We start from the raw sequence: 22,873 nt of genomic DNA, 5'->3' as shown, positions 1-22,873 counted from the left end.
GGCGACGGATGCTGGCGACCCGACCCCCTCGTTCACCAGCGCAGGACGCCGGCTTCGTCGTGGAACGTTCCGGTCGGGCCGTCCTCGCCGAGGGTGGCCCACTGGACGATGAACCGCGCCGTCTCCTCGACCGGCCGCCCGACTCCGAACGCCGCGGTCATGTCCGTGGCCGTCGTGCCCGGCTCGATCGCATTGAACTTGATGCCGGGGTGGGCCTTGGCGTACTGCACCATGAGCATCGTCGCCGCCGCCTTCGACGCCGAGTACAGCACGATCGCGAAGCCCGACTCCACCCGGTCGGGGTTGTTCACGGCCCAGAAGGAGCCGAGGCTGCTCGAGAGGGCGACGACGTTCGGGTTCGACGAGCGCTCCAGGAGCGGCAGTGCCGCCTCGGTGACCCGGACGATCCCCACCGCGTTCGTGTCGAACGAGCGCTGCGCGGCAACGCTGTGACGCTCCAGATCCTGAACACCGGCGTTGTGCACGAGAACATCCAGGCGTCCTTCGGCTGCCTCGATGGCCGCCATCGCGGCGTCCACGGACTCGTCGTCGGTCACATCGAGGTGCACGTACTTCGCGCCGACGCTCGCAGCGGCCTGCGCCCCGCGATCCGCGTCGCGCGCGCCGATGTAGACGGTGTGGCCCATCTCACGCAGCTGCTTGGCGGTCTCGAATCCGATGCCTCGGTTGGCGCCGGTGATCAATATGACGGTCATCTCTGTCCTCCCGGGCGGTTCGATCGAACCGCCCGTTGAGACGCTAAGCGACGCGCCGCCGGCGAGTCAGAGCCCTCTCGACACGGGGGTCTGACGGGACCCCCGTTCCGGTCAGCGCTGGCGACGCTCGCGGATCCGCATGTTCAGGACGATCGGCGTGCCCTCGAAGCCGTAGATCTCCCGCAGGCGCCGCTGGATGAACCGGCGGTAGCCCGGGTCGAGGAACCCGGTCGTGAACAGGACGAACGTGGGCGGACGGGTGGAGGCCTGCGTGCCGAAGAGGATGCGGGGCTGCTTGCCGCCGCGCAGGGGGTGCGGGTGCTCGGCGACGAGTTCGGAGAGGAACGCGTTGAACTTCCCGGTGGGGATGCGCTGGTCCCACGAGTTCAGGGCCGTGTCCAGGGCGGGGACGAGCCGGTCGAGGTGCCGGCCGGTGCGGGCGGAGATGTTCACCCGCGGCGCCCAGGCGACGTGGGCCAGATCCTGTTCGATCTCGCGCTCGAGGTACCGGCGCCGGTCCTGGTTCTCGAGCTCCGGCGTGTTGAGCAGATCCCACTTGTTGAACGCGAGCACCAGGGCGCGCCCCGATTCGAGGACGAGGTCGATGATGCGCACGTCCTGCTCGCTGAGGGGCTGCGAGATGTCCAGCACGACGACGGCGACTTCGGCCTTCTCCAGCGCGGTCGCGGTGCGCAGCGACGCGTAGAAGTCGGCCCCCTGCTGCAGGTGCACGCGCCGGCGGATGCCGGCGGTGTCGACGAAGCGCCACAGCCGTCCGCCGAGCTCGACGACCTCGTCCACGGGGTCGCGGGTGGTTCCGGCGAGCTCGTTGACGACGACGCGCTCCTGGCCTGCCGCCTTGTTCAGCAGCGACGATTTGCCGACGTTCGGACGACCGAGGATCGCCACCCGGCGCGGTCCGCCGATCTCGTGCTTGGCGATGGCGGAGACCTCCGGCAGCACCTTCATGAGCGCATCGAGCAGATCCGCCACTCCGCGCCCGTGGATCGCCGAGACCGGGTACGGCTCACCGAGGCCGAGGTTCCACAGCGCTGCGGCCTCGGGCTCCTGGCGTGCGTCGTCGATCTTGTTCGCCACGAGGAACACCGGCTTGCCGCTGCGACGTAGGAGTTTGACGACGTGCTCGTCGGTGGAGGTGGCGCCCACGCGCGCATCCACGACGAACAGCACGACGTCGGCGAGGTCGATGGCCACTTCGGCCTGCAGTGCGACGGAGCGGTCGATGCCGCGCGCGTCGGGTTCCCACCCTCCGGTGTCCACCAGCGAGAAGCGGCGGTCCATCCATTCGGCCCGGTAGGTCACCCGGTCACGCGTCACGCCCGGGGTGTCCTCCACGACCGCCTCTCGGCGACCGAGGATGCGGTTCACCAGGGCCGACTTGCCCACGTTGGGGCGTCCGACGATCGCCACCACCGGCAGCGCGGGCAGGAATTCGATCCCGTCACCGCCCTCGGCGAGCCCCGCCAGGAGCGCGGCGTCCTCGTCATCCAGCTCGAAATCATCGAGGCTGGCCCGAAGAGCCGCAGCCCGCTGCTCGGCGAGCGTCTCATCGAGCTCGTCCATCTTCTCGGCGAGCTGGTCGGGACCGGCGTCGTATTCGTCTTCAGCGCCCATCGAGGGCTCCCCTCGTGCGTTCGATCGCCGTGAGAACGGCGTCGACGGTTTGTGCGAAATCCAGGTCGCTCGAATCGACGACCTCCACGCCGGGGGCGGCGGTGAGGAAGTCGACGACAGCGGAGTCGGTGGCGTCGCGGCGATGCAATGCCGCCGCGACGGAGGCGGCGTCCTGGGTGGTCAGTTCGGCGCTGCGGCGCGCGGCGCGGATCTCGGGGGCCGCCGTCAGCAGCAGTCGCACGGGTGCGTCCGGGGCGACGACGGTGGTGATGTCGCGTCCCTCGACCACGACGCCGGGACGGCCCGACTCGGCGATGAGTCGCCGGAAGAGCGCGTTCACGGCGTGCCGCACGGCGGGGATGCGCGCAACGCCGCTCACGGCGTCGGTCACGCGCGGCTCACGGATGGCGTTGGTGACATCGCGATCGCCCACGCGCACCCAGTAGTCGTCGGGGGCGAGCGAGATGGCGAAGTCGAAGTCGCCGAACACGTCGAGGACGGCGGAGGCATCCGACGTGTCGGCGCCGTGGTCCAGCGCATGCCATGCCAGGGCGCGGTAGGCCGCGCCCGTGTCGAGGTAGCCGAAGCCGAGTCGGCGGGCGGCTTCTTTCGAGACGCTCGATTTCCCGCTGCCCGCGGGGCCGTCGATGGCGATGATCGTGGGGTCAGTCATGGGTGCTCGCAATCCGCCAACCGCGGGCGGTCAGGCCATCGGTGGCGCGGCGCACCGCGTCGGGGACGACACTGATCTCGGCCAGGCCGAACTGCGCACCCGGGGAGTGTTCGAGGCGAAGGTCTTCGACGTTGACGGCCAGCTCCCCCAGTTCGCCGAAGAGACGGCCGAGCTGCCCGGGGGTGTCGTCGACCATCACGACGAAGGACTCGAAGCGGCGGTTCTGGCCGTGCTTGCCGGGAAGACGCTCGACTCCCTCGTTGCCGCGGCGGATGAGGTCGGCCACCGCGCGGCGCGCCCCCGGGGCATCCGGTGCCCGCAGCGCATCGGCGACGGCCGTGAGGTCTCCGGCGAGCGCGTCGAGGACATCGACGACGGGAGCGGCGTTGGCGCCGAGGATCTGAACCCACAGCTCGGGGGCGGATGCGGCGATGCGCGTGGTGTCGCGCACCCCCTGACCGGCCAGTCCCAGCGCAGCATCGGGAGCATCGACGAAGCGACCGGCAAGAAGGCTCGCCACCAGCTGCGGGACGTGGGAGACGAGCGCGACCGAGCGATCGTGCTCGTCCGGCGACATCTCCACCGGTACCGCGCCGAGTTCCAGTGCCAGGCCCTCCACCAGCGCGAGGTCTTCGGGCGGCGTCTCGCCGTCGCGGCAGACGACCCACGGCCGGCCGACGAACAGATCGGCACGGGCGGAGATCGCGCCGCCGCGTTCGCGTCCGGCCAGCGGGTGCGACCCGATGTAGTGGGTGAGGTCGACACCGCGCGCGCGCAGCTCGTGCAGGGGCTGCAGCTTGACACTGGCGACATCGGTGACCACGGCCCCCGGGTGGTCGGCGAGCTCACGGGCGATGACGTCGGCGGTCACGTCCGGCGGCACGGCCACGACGATCAGCGCCGGCGCGTCGTCGGGGTGCGCGGGCCGGCCGGCGCCGTAATCTACGGCCAGGCGCAGCTGCGCGGGAGACGCGTCGTCGAGCGCGACATCGACACCGCGTGCGGCGAGGGCGTGCCCGATGCTCGCACCCAGGAGTCCTGCTCCGACGATCCGCACCGTCCCTCGAACACGCGGGGCCAGCGGGGCGGCCGCGCGCGCGGAAGAAGTCTCTGAATCGCTCACGGGGTTTCGTCTGGTGCGCCCTCGCGACGCGAGAGGGTCAGCAGCGCACCACGTTCCACCTTAGTCAACTCGCGCGCCCGCCCGACCGGGAGGCTTCCCAGGTGCAGCGGGCCGAACTGGCGGCGCACCAGTTCGACGACGGGATGCCCCACCTCGGCCATCATGCGGCGCACGATCCGGTTGCGCCCGGAGTGCAGCGTCAGTTCGACGAGACTCGACTCGCCGGACGCGTCCAGAAGCCGGGCCTTGTCCGCAGCGATGGGGCCGTCTTCCAGCTCGATACCGCGGGTCAACCGTGCGATGGTCTGCGCGGTGACGCGCCCGTCCACCTTGGCGATGTACACCTTCGTGACCCCGAACGAGGGGTGCGCGAGCACGTGGGCGAGGTCGCCGTCGTTCGTGAGGACGAGCAGGCCGCTGGTGTCGGCGTCGAGGCGGCCGACGTTGTACAGACGTTCGCTCCATTCCTCGGTGAACCGGCGGAGGTCGGGGCGGCCGTGCTCGTCCTTCATGGTGCTCACCACACCGGTCGGCTTGTTGAGCATGACGTAGCGCTTGTCGGTGTCCAGCTGCACGGCGACACCGTCGACGTCGATGAGGTCGACGTCGGGGTCGACGCGGCTGCCGAGCTCGGTGACGACCGTGCCGTTGACGCGCACCCGGCCCTCGACGATGAGCTGTTCGGAGACGCGGCGGGATGCGACGCCGGCGTTGGCCAGCGCCTTCTGCAGTCGAACGCCCTCGGTGTCGCGCGGCTCGCTCATCGCACCCCCTCCAGGTCGAAACCCTCGGACCCGTCATCCAGGAGCGGCGAGATGTGCGGCAGCTCGTCGAGCGAGTTGATGCCGAGGTTGCCCAGAAGCGCCTCGGTCGTGCCGTAGTGGATCGCCCCCGTTTCCGGGTCGGTGAACACCTCCGTGATGAGGCCGCGGGCCAAGAGCGTGCGCACGACGGAGTCGACGTTGACGGCGCGGATCGATGCGACCTGTCCCCGCGTGACGGGCTGCTTGTACGCGATCACCGCGAGAGTCTCCAGCGCCGCCTGGGACAGGCGCGAGGGGGCCTGCGTGTTGACGAACTCCGACACGAGGTCATCGAACTCGGCGCGGACGTACATCCGCCACCCCCCGCCGACCTCCCGCAACTCGAAGCCGCGACGCGGGCCGGAGGCGTTCCCGTCGTAATCATCGACCAGGGACTCCACCGCCTGGCGCACGGCCGCGACCGGCGCGCCCACGGCGGCGGCGAGACTCACGAGGCTCTGCGGCTCTTCGACGATCAGCAGAATGGCCTCCAGCCGCCGGGCGACGTCGGTTGCCGCCCCCGTGCCTGTCGACGTGTCATCGGTCATAGTCGGCTCCCAGGGTCGCGAGGTTCTCCTCCGACCACCGTTCGGCGGTCCAGCGGAGGGTGAGTTCCCCGAGCGGTTCGAGCTGCTCGAACGTCAGCGCCGCGTGGCGATACAGCTCGAGCACGGAGAGGAAGCGCGCCACGACCACTCCGGTCTGCGTCACCCCGGCGATGAGGTCGCGAAACGACAGGACGCCGGCGCTGCGGAGGAGGGTGACGACGACCGCGGCCTGTTCCCGGATGCTCACCAGCGGGGCATGCAGATGGTCAAGGCCCACACGCGGGATCTCCTTGGGCGCGAAGGCGAGCAGGGCCAGCGCGGCGAAGTCGTCGGGGCTGAGCGTCCAGACCAGGTCGGGGGCGGCGTTGCGGTACTTCTCATCCAGTCGCACGGCGCGCACGTGCCGGCGGTCTTCCGCCTGGAGGCGGTGGGCGAACCATGCCGAGACCTCCTTGAAGGCGCGGTACTGCAGCAGCCGCGCGAACAGCAGGTCGCGGGCTTCGAGCAGGGCGACGGATTCGGCGTCCACGAGCTCGCCCTGCGGCAGGAGCCCGGCGACCTTCATGTCCAGGAGCGTGGCGGCCACGACGAGGAACTCCGAGGCTTCGTCCAGCTGCGCGTCAGGTCCCAGTGCCCGCAGGTAGCCGATGAACTCGTCGGTGACGGCGCTGAGCGCCACCTCGGTGATGTCGAGCTCGCGCTGCGAGATGAGGGAGAGGAGCAGGTCGAACGGGCCGTCGAACACCGGCAGCGAGACGCGGAACCCTTCGACATCGCTCAGGGACCGCCCTTCGACATCGCTCAGGGACCGCCCTTCCGTCCCCTCGTCGGTCGGCGGAGCCTCGTCAGGCGACGGCGCCACGGGCGACCAGCTCCCGCGCCAGGCGCAGGTACGCCTGTGCGGCCGCGTGCTCGGGCGCGAATTCGGTGATCGGCACACCCGAGACCGACGCGTCGGGGAACTTCACGGTACGGCCGATGACCGTTTCCAGAACGTCGTCGCCGAACGCCTCGACGACGCGCTCGAGAACCTCGCGCGAATGCAGCGTCCGCGGGTCGTACATGGTGGCGAGCACGCCGTCGAGCATGATCGCGGGGTTCAGCCGGTCGCGCACCTTGTCGATGGTCTCCACGAGGAGCGCGACGCCGCGGAGCGCGAAGAACTCGCATTCCAGCGGGATGACCACGCCGTGGCTTGCCGTGAGGGCGTTGACGGTGAGGAGCCCGAGCGACGGCTGGCAGTCGATGAGGATCACGTCGTACTCGGGGGCGACATGGCGCAGCACCCGGGCGAGGATGGTCTCCCGGGCCACCTCGTTGACGAGGTGCACCTCGGCGGCGGACAGATCGATGTTGGCGGGGATGACGTCCAGGCCCTCGACCGAGGTGTGCACGATCGTGTCGTGCGGGTCGCGCTTGGTGTCCAGCAGCAGGTCGTAGATGGTCGGGATCTCGTGCGTCTGGATGCCCAGACCTGCCGACAGCGCACCCTGCGGGTCGAAGTCGATCGCGAGGACCTTGCGGCCGTAGCCGGCGAGGGCTGCGGCGAGGTTGATGGTCGTCGTGGTCTTGCCCACGCCGCCCTTCTGGTTGCACAGCGCGATGATGCGCGCCGGCCCATGTCCGTCCAGCTTCGGGGGCGTCGGGAAGCCGTGGTAGGGACGACCCGTCGGGCCGAGGATGACCTCGTCCCGGGCCGCTGCGGCCTTCGCCTTGCCCTTGGTCGCGCTGCCCGCCACAGACTCTCCTGACCTTGCCATAATCTCCCCCGATTCTAACCGGCCGATGGCCCTGTCCCCTGGACGCGCGCCGCATCCGCATGATCCCGGCGCTCGACCGCGGTGACGCCGCGTCAGCGGGCGCGGGGGTGCGACGTGGCGTACACGTCGCGCAGCGCGTCGACGCTCACGTGCGTGTAGATCTGGGTGGTGGCCACCGAGGCATGTCCGAGCAGCTCCTGAACCACCCGCACGTCCGCGCCGCCCTGCAGCAGATGCGTCGCGAACGAGTGGCGGAGGGTATGCGGGGACACGTGCGCCGACAGCCCCGCGCGCTCGGCGGCGCTCTGGAGGATGAGCCACGCACTCTGGCGTGACAGCGGTGCGCCGCGCACCCCGAGGAACAGCCGCGGAGACGCCGTCCCGCGACGGGAGAGCTCGGGCCGCACGCGGGTCAGGTAGGCGTCGACCGCGGCGCGGGCGTACGAGCCGACCGGCACGATGCGCTCCTTCGAGCCCTTGCCCCGCACGCGCAGCACATCGCCGTGCGCGAGGTCGTCGACATCCAGCTGCACGATCTCCGACACGCGTGCGCCGGTGGCGTACAGCAGTTCGAGGAGAGCCCGGTCGCGGATGCCGGCGATGTCGGCGGCGGCGGCCTCCTGCGGCTCGGGGCCCGACGCGTTCAGAAGCCGCGTGACCTGGTCGATGGTGAGCGCCTTCGGGAGGCGCTGTGCCGCCTTCGGTGGGCGCAGCCGGCCCGACGGGTCCTCCGCCGCGATCCCTTCACGGGCGAGGAAGCGGTGCAGCCCGCGCACCGAGGACTGCAGCCGCGCGATGCTGGATGCTGCCGGCGGCGGCTGAGCGGAAGCCCGCTCCGCCGCGAAGCGGGCCACCAGCCCCGGATTCACCGCATCCGAGTCGTCCGCGCCGTGCTCGCCGAGCCACTCCAGGTAGCCGGCGAGGTCGCGGCGGTAGGCGGCCACGGTGTGCTCGGACAGGCCGCGCTCGAGCGAGATGTGCCGCAGGTACGCGTCGACCGCGCGCGACAGGCGCACGTCACCGTCCCGTCGGGTCGCCCGCCTCGCGGCGCAAGACCTCGGCGGCGGCGAGCACGCCCGTGGCGAGGATGCCGTTGGTCAGGCGCCCCTCCAGCACCCCGGTGACCGCGTCGGCCAGCGGAATACGCGCCACGCGCATGTCGGCTTCCTCATCCGCGCGGGCGAACGCCTGCGGAGCATCCGACAGTCCCCGCGCCAGGAACAGGTGCACCGTCTCGTCGTTGCCGCCGGGGCTCGTGCGCAGAGACGCGAGGGGCTGCCACCGGGAGGCGACGAGATCGACCTCTTCGGCGAGTTCGCGCTTCGCGGTCTCCAGCGGCGGCTCACCGGCGACATCGAGCAGCCCCGCGGGGATCTCCCAGTCGCGGAGGCGCAGCGGATGGCGGTACTGCTGGATCAGCACCACGTTCTCGTCGTCGTCGATCGCCACGATCGCCGACGCGCCGGGGTGCTCGACGTACTGGCGGACGATCTCGCCGTCGCCGTAGCGCACGGTGTCCGATCGCACGTTCCACACGGCCCCGCGGTAGACGACCTCGCTCGAGACGACCTCGGGCGCGAGGGGCTCGTCGCGCAGCGCCTCGTCGCCGGCGGTCATGCCTGCTCCACATCGAACAGTTCGCTGGCACGGTGGCGCTCCAGCGCCGCACCGATGAGCCCGCGGAACAGCGGATGCGGCTCCGTCGGGCGGGAACGCAGCTCGGGGTGCGCCTGCGTGGCGATGTAGTACGGGTGCACCTCGCGCGGGAGTTCGACGTACTCCACCAGGCCCAGCTCGGGGTTCACTCCGGAGAAGACCAAGCCGGCTTCGGCGAGCTGATCCCGGTAGGCGTTGTTGACCTCGTAGCGGTGGCGGTGGCGCTCGGACACCCGGGGCGTCCCGTAGACCTCCTCGGCGATCGACCCGGCGAGCAGGTCCGCGGGATAGAGGCCCAGTCGCATCGTGCCGCCCAGATCGCCCCGGTCGAGGATGTCGATCTGCTCGGCCATCGTCGCCACGATCGGGTTGGCGGTGTCGGGGTCGAATTCGCTGGACGAGGCGTCCTCGATGCCGGCGACGTTACGCGCGTACTCGATGACGATGCACTGCAGGCCGAGGCAGATGCCCAGGGTCGGGATGCCCTGCTCCCGGGCGAAGCGCAGCGCGCCGAGCTTGCCCTCGATCCCCCGGATCCCGAAACCGCCCGGGATGACGATGCCGTCCAGGGCGCCGAGCGCCTTGGCCGCGCCATCCGGCGTCTCACACAGGTCGGAGGGGATCCACGTGATGTTCACATGGGTCTCCTCGCCGAATCCACCGGCCTTGAGCGCCTCGGTGACCGACAGATACGCATCGGGGAGGTCGATGTACTTGCCGACGAGTCCGATGGTCACCTCGTGCTTGGGATTGTGCACGGCCTGCAGCACGCGCTCCCAGCGCGACCAGTCCACCTCGTCGGCCTTGCCGATCCCCAGAGACTGGACGATGTAGTCGTCGAGTCCCTGCTCGTGGAGCATCGTCGGGATGTCGTAGATGCTCGGCACGTCCACCGCGTTGACGACCGCGGCCTCGTCGACGTCGCACATGAGGGCGATCTTTCGCTTGTTCGACTCGGTGACCGGGCGGTCGCTGCGCAGCACGAGGGCGTCGGGCTGGATTCCGATGGAGCGCAGCGTCGCGACGGAGTGCTGCGTGGGCTTGGTCTTCTGCTCGCCCGAGGCTCCCATGAACGGCACGAGCGACACGTGCACGAAGAACACATTGTTCCGGCCGAGCTCATGGCGGATCTGGCGGGCGGATTCGATGAAGGGCTGGGACTCGATGTCGCCCACCGTGCCGCCGATCTCGGTGATGATGACGTCGGGCCGTGGCTCCTCGGTGGCCTGCAGCCGCATCCGCCGTTTGATCTCGTCGGTGATGTGCGGGATCACCTGCACGGTGTCGCCGAGGTACTCGCCCCGTCGCTCGCGCGCGATCACCTGCGAGTAGATCTGACCCGTGGTCACGTTCGCGGCCTGGCTCAGGTTGATGTCGAGGAAGCGCTCGTAGTGTCCGATATCGAGGTCGGTCTCCGCACCGTCGTCGGTGACGAAGACCTCGCCGTGCTGGAACGGGTTCATCGTGCCCGGATCGACGTTCAGATACGGATCGAGTTTCTGCATCACGACACGCAGGCCGCGAGCGGTGAGAAGGTTGCCGAGGCTGGCCGCCGTCAGGCCCTTCCCGAGAGACGAAACGACACCGCCCGTCACGAAAATGTGCTTGGTGGTGTCGTTCGGATGTCCCGCGTCTGAAGTCTGCATCACGGGCTTCGATCCTATCAGCCGGCTACCGGTAAGACTCCGCCGCGGCGCGTGCGGAACTGGTTCCCTGCAGTCTGCCAGCATCCGGGCGTTCTCATGGTCTCCGCCGAGTGACGAACGCATTCCAGCCGGCCAGCACGACGGCGATGCCCGCGGGGATGCCGAGCAGGATCAGAAGGGGGTCCTCCCCCACCGCATCGGCTGTGCGCCATACGGAGATGACGACCGCCGCGGCGGCGAACCAGGGCGGAAGCCACCGCACGACGTCTCGGAGCAGGCCGGGGCGCTTCACGCGCTCCACGCCCCCGCCCCGCAGGATGAGGCCGAACAGCGCCGTGCCCGCGGCCAGGGCCGACAACGCGAGGGCGATCACCGTCGGGGCGACGCGCGCGGTCTCCGCCACCCACCAGGAACGGCGGTCCACATCGACGAAGGTCCCGGGAGGGAACACCAGGTGGACCCCGATGTCCTCGTTGGCCTCCGTGGGCCAGTAGCCGTCGGACTCCACCGCCATCTGCCAGCCGTCACCGACATCGCCTCCCGCTCCGCCCCGCTCCAGTGCACGCACGACGGCCTCGCCGCCGCTGCGTCCGGCCAGCCATCCGCTGGCATCGGACGCTTCCCCGGCCAGCGCCGCGGGGATGCGCACAGACAGCGAGACCCTTTCCAGCGTGTGCTCCGGCTGCCACGACCACGCCCACTCCCACCCCTCGTTCAGCGCGGTCCACAACACCTCCTCGGACCACTGGCCGCCCCGCTGCACGGGCACAGCCGCATTCGCGAGGATGTAGTCGATCGTCACGACATGCTCGCCACCCCAATGGCGTGTCAGGGCCGTCTGCAGAAAGGCCATCCCCTGCTCGCGGCGCACCTGGAACGGCACGGGTTCGCCGTCCACAACGACCGCCGAGACCTCCAATGCCATGTCGTGGCCGGACACCACGTCGCGCCACTGCCGCATCACCTGGGGCAGGAGATCGCGGTCGTCATCGATGAACACCGCGAGCGTCTCGGTCACCGAGACGCGGGCCTTGCCGGCGGCGGTCCGCTCCACCTCGGCATCGGCGGTGAACTCGCTCACGACCCAGCCGCGCCCACCGGGCAGATCACCCGAGTATGCGAGATCCTCGGCCCTCTCGCGCTCGGACGGTGAAGGCACGAGGTATGCCAGCAGGAGGACCGCGGCCACGCTCACAACGGCGACGGCACGAACGATCAGCCGCGGCAAGGAGAGGAACCCGGCCGGCATGCGGGAGTGCGGAGAGCCGTGGTCGGAGAGCAGTCGCGTCACCAGCGCACCGGCGCCCCGAGGCGGGGAGAACATCACCGCGTACGTGAGGAGCTCATCGCGCAGGGTCATCCGCTCGGCCGACTGCGTCTGCTCCAGGTAGAGCCGCAGACCCAGCAGGTGCTCCTTCGCGAGTGCACCGGCACGAGTGAGGGGGCGGGCCGACAGTGCCACGGCCAGGACGACGGCGGCGAGGAGGAAGCTCGCCGTCACGATCAGGAGGGGCCACCAGTAGACGGACAGGGGGATCTGGTGCGACAGCTGGCGCACGAGACCCAGCTGGAGCAGCAGGAGCCCGAGGGCCGCACCGACGAACACGTCGCGGACGATGCCGCGGGGCACGCGCCTCAGCCCGGAACGGAACTGTTCCCCCCACGCCGGGGCGGTGAGGTAGGTGCGCCACGCCGGAACGATGTCGCCCGGCCGGCCGGTGCGCCATGCGACCGGCCCGACGCCGGCCCATGGCCCGCGGTCGCGGCGCCTCTCATGCAGCGCCTGCACGAGAGGCGCGGTGAGGACCTGACGCATCACCCGGGAGGCGACGGGGGCCGGCACGGCGGGGTCCGGTTCGTATTGGGCGACGTACCAGGCCCGGCCCGCGTCGTCGTTCCACACCGTCGCTCTGGCTGCGAGCACGAACAGCATCCCGACGGCGAGGAGGAGGAGCGGCACGAAGGGGCCGACCATGAGCACCCAGTACAGCGGCGGCGGGTCGGGCATCGCGAAGGTGCCCTCGGCGAAGCGGGCCGTGAACCAGAACTGCGCGTACGGGGGCAGCGACTGGTCGTTCTCCACGACGTAGGTCACGGTGTCGGCGGTCTCGGTGTCGGGCGTGAGACTGGTGGCGTCCGACAGCAGGGTCCACGCGACGGCGGCCCGCGGGGGACGCTCGAGCGCATCGTCGAGCTCGCGCGGAATGACCAGGGTGGCGGACGTGCCGGCCACCCCCTGTGGCGAGGCCGGACCGAACAGGTCCCACTCCAGCAGGTCCTGCATCCGATCGGTGGATCGGTCGAGGGCGCGGTAGGCGACGTCGGAGAGGGTGTAACGCACGACGAACTCGTGCGCGCCACGGAGGACCGCGCCGCTCTCCCAGCGCAGCGTGGTCGTCGTGGCGTCGGGGTCGACGGTCACCTCGGCAGGCGTCCCGTCGATCTGCGCCCCGGTGACCTCGGGGTGCAGGTCGTGCCCGCCGTAGTGCGACGCGATCGTGCGGCTGATCCCGGTCTCGACTACCCCGTCCGGGAAGACCGCGTCGATCCGCTCCTCCACGTGCAGCAGCATCCGTCCCTCGTCGGTGCGCTCCACCTCGAAGGTCGCGTCGAACGATCGCGCGATCCACCGGTCGGTGGCCTCCGATGCGGCCGCTGTGATGTCGTCGAGGTCGCGGGGCTCGTTGACCACCGGGCCGAGCAACAGGATCAGCCCAGAACCGGCGATCAGCAACCACACCCCGAGGTTTGCGAGGCGGAGCCCGAGTGGTCCCCGCGCCCGTGTCCGCGCCTCCAGCCAGACCAGAGAACGGGACAGCGCCCGGTAGAGCGGTGTGGGGCGCCGCGTCTGGATGTGGACGGCACCGTCGGGGGCCGGTCCGTCCGCGGCCACCGGCCCGTCACTACCCGTCGGGTCGGACGCCTCCGGGGTCACCGGGTCACGCGGCCGGCGGCCAGCAGCTCACGCGCGTGCGTGATCGCGGCGTCGGAGTCGGGCATCCCCGACAGCAGCCGTGCCATCTCGGCCTCGCGCTCGGCGCCGTCCAGGCGCCGGACGCTGGAGGCGGTGACGGACCCGTCGGTGCCTTTCACCACGGAGAGGTGGTTGCCGGCGAAAGCGGCGACCTGCGCGAGATGCGTCACGGCGATCACCTGCGATGTCTCCGCCAGACGGGCCAGGCGTCGGCCGACTTCGATCGCCGCCGCCCCGCCGATTCCCGCATCCACTTCGTCGAAGACGAACGTGGGCACGGGATCCACCCCGGCGAGCACCACCTCGATGGCGAGCATGACCCGGCTGAGTTCCCCACCCGAAGCGCCCCGCGCCACCGGTCGAGGCTCCGCGCCGGGGTGCGGGGCGAGCAGGATGGTGACGTCGTCACGTCCGGATGCGGAAGCGGCCCCGGGCGCGACGGCGACGGTGAGCGTCGCATCCGGCAGCGCGAGGGCGTGGAGCTCCTCCGTCACCGCTGTTGCCAGCCGTCCTGCCGCTTCGACGCGAGCCGCGCTCAGCGCTTCCGCTGCCCGGTCGAGGCGCCCGGCCGCTTCCGACCGCTCGGCGGAGAGACGCGCGATGCGGTCGGAGTCGTCATCCAGCTCCGCGAGACGGGCCGAACCCGTCTCGAGCAGGTCGAGGGCCGCGTCCAGGCTGCCATGGGTGCGGGCGAGCCCGGCGAGCACTGCCCGGCGCTCCTCGACGGCGGCGAGCTCGTGCGGGCCGGTCTCGTCGAGATCGGCGAGGTAGCCCGACAGCGCCGCGGCGATGTCGGTGACCCGGTAGCCGAGTTCGGCCACCTGATCGGCCAGCTCGGTCAGCGCCGTATCCCCGCCGCGCTCGAGCGCCCGCCGCGCGTCGGCGAGCAGTGCGGTCACGTCGGGCGCGTCGCTCTCGGAGGAGAGCGCCTCGTGCGCGGTGACGGCTGCGAGCCGGAGCTCCTCGGCGTTCCCGAGGCGTTCGGCGCGCGCTGCCAATTGCACGTCCTCCCCCGCGACAGGCGCGGCGGCCTCGATCTCGGCGATGCGCGCGCGCAGGTCGTCCGCCTCACGCGCACGCACATCCCGGTCGTTCTCGATCGTCGTCAGCTCCGCGTCGAGCGCGCGCCAGCTCTCGTACGCGTCCCGGTACGCGGCCAGCGCGCCTGCGAGCGGGGCGCCGCCGAAACGATCGAGCGCATCCCGTTGCGCGGCCGATGAGCGCAGTCGCAGCTGGTCGGATTGACCGTGGACGACGACGAGATCGTCGGCGAGGTCGGCGAGCACCCCCGCGGGGGCGGTGCGTCCTCCCACGGTCGCCCGCCCGCGGCCCTCGCTGGAGACGGTACGTCCGAGGTACAGCTCGGCGCGGCCGTCGCCGATGGGTTCGATGTCGCCGCCGGCCTCCCGGACGCGATCGGCCACCGAGCCGTGCTCGGGCACGACCCAGACGCCTTCCACCCAGGCCTGGCCGGCACCCGAGCGCACCGCACCGGAGTCGGCCCGCTGGCCCAGCAGCAGTCCCAGCCCGGTGACGACCATGGTCTTCCCGGCTCCGGTCTCCCCCGTGATCGCGGTGAAACCGGCACCGATGGGCAGTGTCGCGTCGGCGATCACGCCCAGATCGCGCAGGCGCATCTGCTCGATCACGCCGGCGCCCCGTCGGGGCCGCGCCACCCCTCCACAGGAAGGCGGAACTTGCGGACGAGCCGGTCGGTGAACACGGCGGGATGCAGCCGCGCCAGGCGTACCGGTCGACTGGAGCGGCGGACCACCACGCGGGCGCCGGGGGGCAGATCGTGCGAGCGCCGGCCGTCGCACCAGAGGATGCCGACGCCACTGGTCCGCTCGAGCACCTCGATGGCCACGGACGCGTCGGGATCCACGACCAGCGGACGCGCGAACAGGGCGTGCGCCGAGAGGGGCACCACCGCGATCGCCTCGACGTTCGGCCAGATCACGGGGCCACCGGCGGAGAAGTTGTACGCGGTCGACCCGGTGGGTGACGCGACGACGACCCCGTCACATCCGAACGACGACAGCGGCCTCCCGTCGACCTCCATCACGACCTCGAGCATGCGTTCGCGGCTGGCCTTCTCCACGGTCGCTTCGTTCAGCGCCCACGTCTCGTAGATGACGTTGTTGGCCGCGTCCTTCACCCGCACCGCGAGCGCGAGGCGCTCCTCGACGCGATAATCCTTGGCGATCACGCGTCGCACCGCATCGTCCATGTCGTCGCGTTCGATCTCCGCCAGGAAGCCGACGTGACCGAGGTTGATGCCCAGGATGGGCGCCGTGCCGCCGCGGACCAGTTCGGCGGCCCGCAGGATCGTGCCGTCGCCGCCCAGGACGATGGCGAGCTCGACGTCTTCCAGGGGCACGTCCACGGCGAGCGTGCCCACGCCGGTGAAGTCCAGCAGATCGTCGAGCTCCGCCCGGTCGTCTGCGGAGAGCACGGGCCGGGCGCCCGCCGACCGCAGCTCCGACAGGACGCGGCGCGCTGCATCCACCGTGTCTTCCCGGCGGGAGTGCACGACGACCAGGATGCTGCGTTCGCTCGAATTCATGGGGTACCGACCACTTCGTTCAGGGTGCTCCCCCATTCTGACGGATCGCTTCCCCGACCGGTCGCCAGATGCACCACGAACTCGCGATTGCCGTGCGTGCCGGGCACCGGCGACTGGATGATCCCCACCGTGCGAAGACCCACGTCCCACGCCGACCACAGCACGGTACTCACCGCGTCCGCCCGCAGCGCAGGATCGCTCACGAGGCCGCCTTTGACGGCGGTGCGGCCCACTTCGAACTGGGGTTTGACCAGGAGCACGACATCGGCATCGGGCGCCGCCACCGCGACCACCGCGGGGAGGACGTGGGTGAGGGAGATGAAGGACAGGTCGCCGGTGACCACCGTGGGCGCGGCGGCGATCCCGGTGGCCTCGGCCAGACTCGCCGCATCCATGTACCGGACGTTGTAGCCCTCGACGGCGATCACCCCAGAATCCGCCGCCACCTGGGGCGCGAGCTGCCCGTGGCCGACGTCCACGGCCAGGACCGGAGCGGCTCCGCGCTCGCGCAGAACCTGGGTGAACCCTCCCGTGGACGCTCCGAGGTCCAGCGCCAGACGCCCGCGGACATCGATGCCGAACGCGTCGAGGCCCGCCAGCAGCTTGTGCGCGGCACGGCTGACGTAGGAGTCCGCGGCGGCGACTTCGATGAGCACGTCCTCATCGACCGGGGTGGAGGGCTTGACCACGGGACGCCCATCGACGCTGACGGACCCCGCGCTGATGAGCTGCGCGGCCTGGGTACGCGAGCGCGCGAGTCCTCGCGCAGCAACGGCCGCGTCGAGGCGCTGCGTCATCCGCGCGATCCGCCGTCCGCGGTCGGCCCCGACTCGAGCCGCCGGGCGAGCTCGTCGTGCAGGGATGCGTAGGCGCCCGCGCGATTGGCGAGCGGCTGCGATTCGATCACCCGGAGGCGGCTGATCAACTCGTGGCCGTCGTCGGAGGGGTCGTCGCGGTCGGGCATGCCGCTATCGTAACGACCTACACCCGCCAGAAGGGGTCGGCATACAGGCGTTCGGGCACGCGGAACCCGTAGATGGCACGTCCCGATGACCAGATGGCCGACGCCCCGGCGCGGAGTAGGTCGACCGGGCGATCGCCTTCCGCCACGATGCGGAGGTCGGCGCCGTCGATCTCGACGGTGGACCGGCCCACGGTCGTGCGGGCCCCGTCGACGAGAGTCTGCGGGTACGGCTCGAAGAGCTCGCGCAGATCACCGAGGATCACGTCCGGTCGCGCGTCCGGCGGGGCCGCGAGCACGTGCTTGGGACGGTCGATCCCGGTGAGCACGAGCGCGGAGGCGATCCCGGCCCGCGAGGCGCCCTGGATGTCGGTGTCGAGGCGATCACCGATGAACAGGGGTGAGGCGGCACCGAAGCGGGCCACCGCTTCGGTGAAGATGGGCGTCTCCGGCTTTCCGGCGACGGTCGCCAACCGCCCGACAGCCGTGTGCACGGCCGAGACGAGTGTCCCGTTCCCCGGCGCGATTCCCCGTGCCTGCGGGATCGTCCAGTCGGTGTTCGTGGCGATCCACGGGATGCCGCCCTCCTCCTCCGGCCGCTGCAGGGCGTAGGCGGCCTCGGCAAGCTGTGCCCAGCCGACCTCGGGCGCGAACCCCTGCACCACGGCGGCCGGGGCATCCTCGGCGCTCCGCGTCACGGTGTAGCCCGCCTTCTCCACCTCGACGACCAGTCCTTCCCCGCCGACGACGAGGATCGTGGCGGGCGGGGCGACGCGATCACGGAGCAGCCGCATCGCCGCCTGCGGGCTGGTGACGACCGCGTCCGCCCTCACGGTGAGACCGAGCTCGGTCAGATGCGCGGCGACTGATGCATCGGTGCGGGAGGCGTTGTTGGTGATGAACCCGAGCCGGCGCCCCTCCCGCTCGGCACGGTTGAGGCTATCGACGGCGTGCGGGATCGCACCGGGACCGGCGTATACGACGCCGTCGAGGTCGGCGAGAACGACGTCGACCCCGTCCAGCGGCGCAGGGCCGGAAGGTGCCGGACGGCGACGGATCACTCCGGGGACCCCGGGCCTTCGACGCGCCGCGTCGCCGGGGCGTCATCATCCTCCTCGTCGACCTCCTCCACGACGAGCACCTCGCGGTCGGCCGCCCCTGTCGCGGCATCGAGCGCGTCTTCGGCTACCTCGGCGCGGCGATACCACTGTTCCGCCTCGTCGTCGCGGCCGAGCTCCTCCAGCACCGCCGCGCGGGCGGCGAACAGACCGGGGCTCCACTCGAAGGCGCGATCGGGGTCGAGTTCGGGGATATCGAGTTCCCGCAACGCCTCCTCCGGCTGCCCCAGGTCGAGCCGCGCGCCCGACATGGCGATCGCGAGTTCGACCCGCACCCCGACCGGCAGGGTGGAGCGTTCCACCGAACGGCCCACCTCGAGAGCGCGATCGGGACGCCCGACGCCGCGCTCGCTGTCGACGATGAGCGGCAACTGGTCGTCGCGTCCGGAGATCCGGCGGTACGTCCGCAGCTCCCGCAGGGCCAGCGCGAAGTCCCCGATCGCGTACGCAGTGATGGCGGCCGTCTCGCGGACCACCCCGACACGCCCTGCGCGGCGGGTCGCTGCCAGCGCGTGCTCATGCGCCAGCGCCGGGTCCTCGTCGATCAAGCGGGCTGCCATCGCGAGATGGCGGGCGACGTTCTCCGCGTTCTCCTTGCTCAGCGTCTTCAGCTCGTTGCGGGCCGGCGACGCCAGGTCGTACGGCGTGACCTCGTCGGGAATGAGCGGCTCGGCCACGCGGGCACGACGGTCGTCACTGGTCGGAATCGGACGCGGCGAACGGTGATCGGCTCCGCCTCGCGGGGCCGCGCCCCGGCCCGACGCGTCGTCGCGACCGCTCGGACGCTCTCCGGAGGGTCGTCGATCCGCGCGACGCGCGCCGTCGGCCGCCGGGCGCTGGCCGGATCCTGCGGAACGGGGGCCGTCACCCCACGGCCGACGCTCCCCGCCCCCCGCCGGACGGCGAGGCCCGTCACCCCACGGTCGACGTTCGCCGTCGCTGCGGGGACGACGTTCGCCATCACCGGCCGGCCGCTGCGGCCGATCGCCCGACGGGCGGCGCGGAGCATCGCCGTTCGGGCGTCGCGGAGCATCGCCGTTCGGGCGTCGCGCCCCACCGCCGTCGCGCCGCGGCGCGTCCGAGGAGGCCCGAGGAGGACGCTCGTCGCGGCGGTCGCGGTCCCCACCGCCGGAGCGCGCCGTGCGCGGTTCGCGGTCGTCGCGGTCGTCCGTTGCCACGGTGATCTCCCTTGGGATAAAAGTGCCCGTAAAACGCGAAATGGCCACCCAACGTTGGGTGGCCATTTCTCGAAAGAAGTCCGGCGGTGTCCTACTCTCCCACAGGGTCCCCCCTGCAGTACCATCGGCGCTGTGAGGCTTAGCTTCCGGGTTCGGAATGTAACCGGGCGTTTCCCTCACGCTATGGCCGCCGAAACACTATTGATGTTTCAGTCGTACACAAACGTAAATCATTATTGTGTTGTTTTTCCCGACCGTACATCGGGAACCACTCAGTGGACGCAAGCACCAAAAACGGTGTGTTATCAAGTCATCGGCTTATTAGTACCGGTCAGCTTCACGCGTTACCGCGCTTCCACATCCGGCCTATCAACCCAGTAGTCTGGCTGGGAGCCTCTCGCCCGAAGGCATGGAAGTCTCATCTTGAGGCCGGCTTCCCGCTTAGATGCTTTCAGCGGTTATCCATCCCGAACGTAGCTAATCAGCGGTGCTCCTGGCGGAACAACTGACACACCAGAGGTTCGTCCAACCCGGTCCTCTCGTACTAGGGTCAGATCCTCTCAAACTTCCTACGCGCGCAGCGGATAGGGACCGAACTGTCTCACGACGTTCTAAACCCAGCTCGCGTACCGCTTTAATGGGCGAACAGCCCAACCCTTGGGACCTACTCCAGCCCCAGGATGCGACGAGCCGACATCGAGGTGCCAAACCATGCCGTCGATATGGACTCTTGGGCAAGATCAGCCTGTTATCCCCGAGGTACCTTTTATCCGTTGAGCGACAGCGCTTCCACAAGCCACTGCCGGATCACTAGTCCCGACTTTCGTCCCTGCTCGACCTGTCAGTCTCACAGTCAAGCTCCCTTGTGCACTTACACTCGACACCTGATTGCCAACCAGGTTGAGGGAACCTTTGGGCGCCTCCGTTACTTTTTGGGAGGCAACCGCCCCAGTTAAACTACCCACCAGGCACTGTCCCTGAACCGGATTACGGTTCTAAGTTAGATATCCAGAGTGACCAGAGTGGTATTTCAACGATGACTCCACATGAACTGGCGTCCATGCTTCAAAGTCTCCCACCTATCCTACACAAGCCACACCGAACACCAATACCAAGCTGTAGTAAAGGTCACGGGGTCTTTCCGTCCTGCTGCGCGTAACGAGCATCTTTACTCGTAATGCAATTTCGCCGAGTTCGCGGTTGAGACAGTTGGGAAGTCGTTACGCCATTCGTGCAGGTCGGAACTTACCCGACAAGGAATTTCGCTACCTTAGGATGGTTATAGTTACCACCGCCGTTTACTGGGGCTTAAATTCTCAGCTTCGCCTTGCGGCTAACCGGTCCTCTTAACCTTCCAGCACCGGGCAGGCGTCAGTCCGTATACATCGTCTTGCGACTTGGCACGGACCTGTGTTTTTAGTAAACAGTCGCTACCCACTAGTCTCTGCGGCCTCCAAACGCTTTCGGAGCAAGTCCTAATACGCCGAAGGCCCCCCTTCTCCCGAAGTTACGGGGGCATTTTGCCGAGTTCCTTAACCACGATTCTCTCGATCTCCTTGGTATTCTCTACCTGACCACCTGAGTCGGTTTGGGGTACGGGCAGCTAGAACCTCGCGTCGATGCTTTTCTTGGCAGCATAGGATCACCCACTTTTCATCCGCATCGTGTCTCAGCCTTAATGAGTGACGGATTTGCCTATCACTCGGCCTACGCACTTGCACCAGGACTACCATCGCCTGGCTGGGCTACCTTCCTGCGTCACACCTGTTAATACGCTAACCGCACCAGCATGGGGTCGAGCGTTCGCCAAGACGGCTTCACCCCGAAGGGATCCGTCCATTCCTGGTTAGGACTCTTAGCACCACTGGATTAGCTTGGGCGGTTCTTCGCCGGTACGGGAATATCAACCCGTTGTCCATCGACTACGCCTGTCGGCCTCGCCTTAGGTCCCGACTTACCCAGGGAAGATTAGCTTGACCCTGGAACCCTTGGTCTTTCGGAGGACATGTTTCTCACATGTCTTTCGCTACTCATGCCTGCATTCTCACTCGTGTAGCCTCCACGGCTGGTTCACACCGCCGCTTCGCTGGCCACACGACGCTCTCCTACCCATCAACACGGCTGGACCACGAAGGCCTACCAATAATGTCAATGCCACAACTTCGGTGGCGTGCTTGAGCCCCGTTACATTGTCGGCGCGGAATCACTTGACCAGTGAGCTATTACGCACTCTTTCAAGGGTGGCTGCTTCTAAGCCAACCTCCTGGTTGTCAAGGCAACTCCACATCCTTTCCCACTTAGCACGCGCTTAGGGACCTTAGTTGGTGGTCTGGGTTGTTTCCCTCTCGACTATGAAGCTTATCCCCCACAGTCTCACTGCTGCGCTCTCACTTACCGGCATTCGGAGTTTGGCTGACGTCAGTAAGCTTTTGGGCCCCATCGGCCATCCAGTAGCTCTACCTCCGGCAAGAAACACGCAACGCTGCACCTAAATGCATTTCGGAGAGAACCAGCTATCACGAAGTTTGATTGGCCTTTCACCCCTATCCACAGCTCATCCCCTCAGTTTTCAACCTAAGTGGGTTCGGTCCTCCACGACGTCTTACCGTCGCTTCAACCTGGCCATGGATAGATCACTTCGCTTCGGGTCTAGGACACGCGACTGAATCGCCCTATTCAGACTCGCTTTCGCTACGGCTACCCCACTCGGGTTAACCTCGCCACGTATCGCTAACTCGCAGGCTCATTCTTCAAAAGGCACGCTGTCACAGCTGCTATGGCTGCTCCAACGGTTTGTAAGCAAACGGTTTCAGGTACTATTTCACTCCCCTCCCGGGGTACTTTTCACCTTTCCCTCACGGTACTTGTCCGCTATCGGTCATCTGGGAGTATTTAGGCTTATCAGGTGGTCCTGACGGATTCACACGGGATTTCTCGGGCCCCGTGCTACTTGGGATACTTCTCGCGCCAAGGAAGGCATTTCGACTACGGGGTTTGCACCCTCTATGACCGGCCTTTCAATGCCGTTCGTCTATACCTGCTTGTAACGCCGGCTGTTCGGCAGAACAGCCTGAAAAGTCCCACAACCCCGAATACGCAACTCCTGCCGGATATCACACGTACTCGGTTTAGCCTGTTCCGGTTTCGCTCGCCACTACTAACGGAATCGCGGTTGCTTTCTCTTCCTGTGGGTACTGAGATGTTTCACTTCCCCACGTTCCCTCTACCCGCCCTATATATTCAGGCGGGAGTCACTGGGTCGGCACGCCGCCCAGCGGGGTTTCCCCATTCGGAGACCCTCGGATCAAAGTGTGCTTATCCACTCCCCGAGGCTTATCGCAGATTGCTACGTCCTTCTTCGGCTCCAGATGCCAAGGCATTCACCGTTTGCTCTTAAAGACTTGAAATCACATGAGTTTTATCAAGAATCGGTTCGGACTAAAAGTCCGACTCGAAATTGATTAATGATCTTTAAGATCATCTATATGAGCTGATCTAAAAGATCAGCTCAAAGAT

At 68.6% G+C, this 22,873-nt stretch carries 18 protein-coding genes and 2 rRNA genes; all 20 read right to left on the bottom strand.

The genetic code is table 11. The annotated features are described in order from the left end of the window. Positions 1–32: 32 nt before the first annotated feature. A complete protein-coding gene (locus AC2DFQ_RS01485) occupies positions 33–716 on the bottom strand; it encodes an SDR family NAD(P)-dependent oxidoreductase (protein ID WP_484532728.1) in 684 nt (227 codons plus the stop codon). Positions 717–827: 111 nt separating this feature from the next. Beyond that, positions 828–2,351: a ribosome biogenesis GTPase Der gene (der, locus tag AC2DFQ_RS01480; protein WP_484509608.1), complete on the bottom strand. Its 1,524-nt coding sequence runs from the start codon at positions 2,349–2,351 to the stop codon at positions 828–830. Continuing rightward, positions 2,341–3,024 (bottom strand): (d)CMP kinase, encoded by a 684-nt coding sequence (gene cmk, locus AC2DFQ_RS01475; RefSeq protein WP_484532727.1) that lies wholly within the window; start codon positions 3,022–3,024, stop codon positions 2,341–2,343. Before cmk ends, der begins: the two co-directional genes overlap by 11 nt. Beyond that, on the bottom strand, positions 3,017–4,147 hold the full coding sequence (locus AC2DFQ_RS01470) for a prephenate dehydrogenase (RefSeq protein ID WP_484532726.1): 1,131 nt from the start codon (positions 4,145–4,147) through the stop codon (positions 3,017–3,019). Before AC2DFQ_RS01470 ends, cmk begins: the two co-directional genes overlap by 8 nt. Continuing rightward, on the bottom strand, positions 4,144–4,911 hold the full coding sequence (locus tag AC2DFQ_RS01465; RefSeq protein ID WP_484509611.1) for a pseudouridine synthase: 768 nt from the start codon (positions 4,909–4,911) through the stop codon (positions 4,144–4,146). The genes AC2DFQ_RS01470 and AC2DFQ_RS01465 overlap by 4 nt, the downstream gene beginning before the upstream one ends. Further along, entirely contained in the window at positions 4,908–5,498 is a 591-nt protein-coding gene (scpB, locus tag AC2DFQ_RS01460) for an SMC-Scp complex subunit ScpB (RefSeq protein ID WP_484532725.1), read from the bottom strand. Before scpB ends, AC2DFQ_RS01465 begins: the two co-directional genes overlap by 4 nt. Then, on the bottom strand, positions 5,488–6,303 hold the full coding sequence (locus AC2DFQ_RS01455; protein ID WP_484533121.1) for a segregation and condensation protein A: 816 nt from the start codon (positions 6,301–6,303) through the stop codon (positions 5,488–5,490). Before AC2DFQ_RS01455 ends, scpB begins: the two co-directional genes overlap by 11 nt. A 40-nt stretch (positions 6,304–6,343) precedes the next feature. Then, complete coding sequence (locus AC2DFQ_RS01450; RefSeq protein WP_484509614.1) at positions 6,344–7,258, bottom strand: ParA family protein; 915 nt, start codon at positions 7,256–7,258, stop codon at positions 6,344–6,346. A 92-nt stretch (positions 7,259–7,350) separates the two neighbouring features. Further along, a complete protein-coding gene (xerD, locus tag AC2DFQ_RS01445) occupies positions 7,351–8,274 on the bottom strand; it encodes a site-specific tyrosine recombinase XerD (RefSeq protein ID WP_484532724.1) in 924 nt (307 codons plus the stop codon). A 1-nt stretch (position 8,275) separates the two neighbouring features. Beyond that, positions 8,276–8,875, bottom strand: a complete 600-nt coding sequence (locus AC2DFQ_RS01440; protein ID WP_484532723.1) for an NUDIX domain-containing protein — start codon at positions 8,873–8,875, stop codon at positions 8,276–8,278. Further along, the gene (gene pyrG / locus AC2DFQ_RS01435; protein WP_484509617.1) at positions 8,872–10,560 is read right to left on the bottom strand and encodes a CTP synthase; all 1,689 of its coding nucleotides are present in this window, start codon (positions 10,558–10,560) and stop codon (positions 8,872–8,874) included. The genes AC2DFQ_RS01440 and pyrG overlap by 4 nt, the downstream gene beginning before the upstream one ends. Positions 10,561–10,654: 94 nt before the next feature. Further along, the gene (locus AC2DFQ_RS01430; RefSeq protein WP_484532722.1) at positions 10,655–13,453 is read right to left on the bottom strand and encodes a hypothetical protein; all 2,799 of its coding nucleotides are present in this window, start codon (positions 13,451–13,453) and stop codon (positions 10,655–10,657) included. A 38-nt stretch (positions 13,454–13,491) separates the two neighbouring features. After that, positions 13,492–15,183 carry a DNA repair protein RecN gene (gene recN / locus AC2DFQ_RS01425; protein ID WP_484533120.1) on the bottom strand — a complete coding sequence of 564 codons (1,692 nt, stop codon included), beginning with the start codon at positions 15,181–15,183 and terminating at the stop codon, positions 13,492–13,494. Further along, positions 15,180–16,100: an NAD kinase gene (locus AC2DFQ_RS01420; RefSeq protein WP_484532721.1), complete on the bottom strand. Its 921-nt coding sequence runs from the start codon at positions 16,098–16,100 to the stop codon at positions 15,180–15,182. The genes recN and AC2DFQ_RS01420 overlap by 4 nt, the downstream gene beginning before the upstream one ends. Continuing rightward, complete coding sequence (locus AC2DFQ_RS01415) at positions 16,097–16,897, bottom strand: TlyA family RNA methyltransferase (protein ID WP_484532720.1); 801 nt, start codon at positions 16,895–16,897, stop codon at positions 16,097–16,099. Before AC2DFQ_RS01415 ends, AC2DFQ_RS01420 begins: the two co-directional genes overlap by 4 nt. Further along, positions 16,894–17,064, bottom strand: coding sequence for a hypothetical protein (locus AC2DFQ_RS01410; protein ID WP_484532719.1), 171 nt, complete (start codon positions 17,062–17,064; stop codon positions 16,894–16,896). Before AC2DFQ_RS01410 ends, AC2DFQ_RS01415 begins: the two co-directional genes overlap by 4 nt. A 17-nt stretch (positions 17,065–17,081) precedes the next feature. Continuing rightward, entirely contained in the window at positions 17,082–18,122 is a 1,041-nt protein-coding gene (locus AC2DFQ_RS01405; RefSeq protein WP_484532718.1) for an HAD-IIA family hydrolase, read from the bottom strand. Continuing rightward, positions 18,119–18,856: a hypothetical protein gene (locus AC2DFQ_RS01400; RefSeq protein ID WP_484532717.1), complete on the bottom strand. Its 738-nt coding sequence runs from the start codon at positions 18,854–18,856 to the stop codon at positions 18,119–18,121. The genes AC2DFQ_RS01405 and AC2DFQ_RS01400 overlap by 4 nt, the downstream gene beginning before the upstream one ends. A 579-nt stretch (positions 18,857–19,435) precedes the next feature. Then, positions 19,436–19,552, bottom strand: a 5S ribosomal RNA gene (gene rrf, locus AC2DFQ_RS01395). A 106-nt stretch (positions 19,553–19,658) separates the two neighbouring features. Continuing rightward, positions 19,659–22,764: ribosomal RNA gene (locus AC2DFQ_RS01390) — 23S ribosomal RNA — on the bottom strand. Between the last annotated feature and the right edge of the window lie 109 nt (positions 22,765–22,873).

This window comes from Microbacterium sp. Z11_20 (assembly GCF_057197605.1).
Note: the sequence above shows the minus strand (reverse complement) of the source record. Positions and strands in the feature narration are given on the sequence as shown.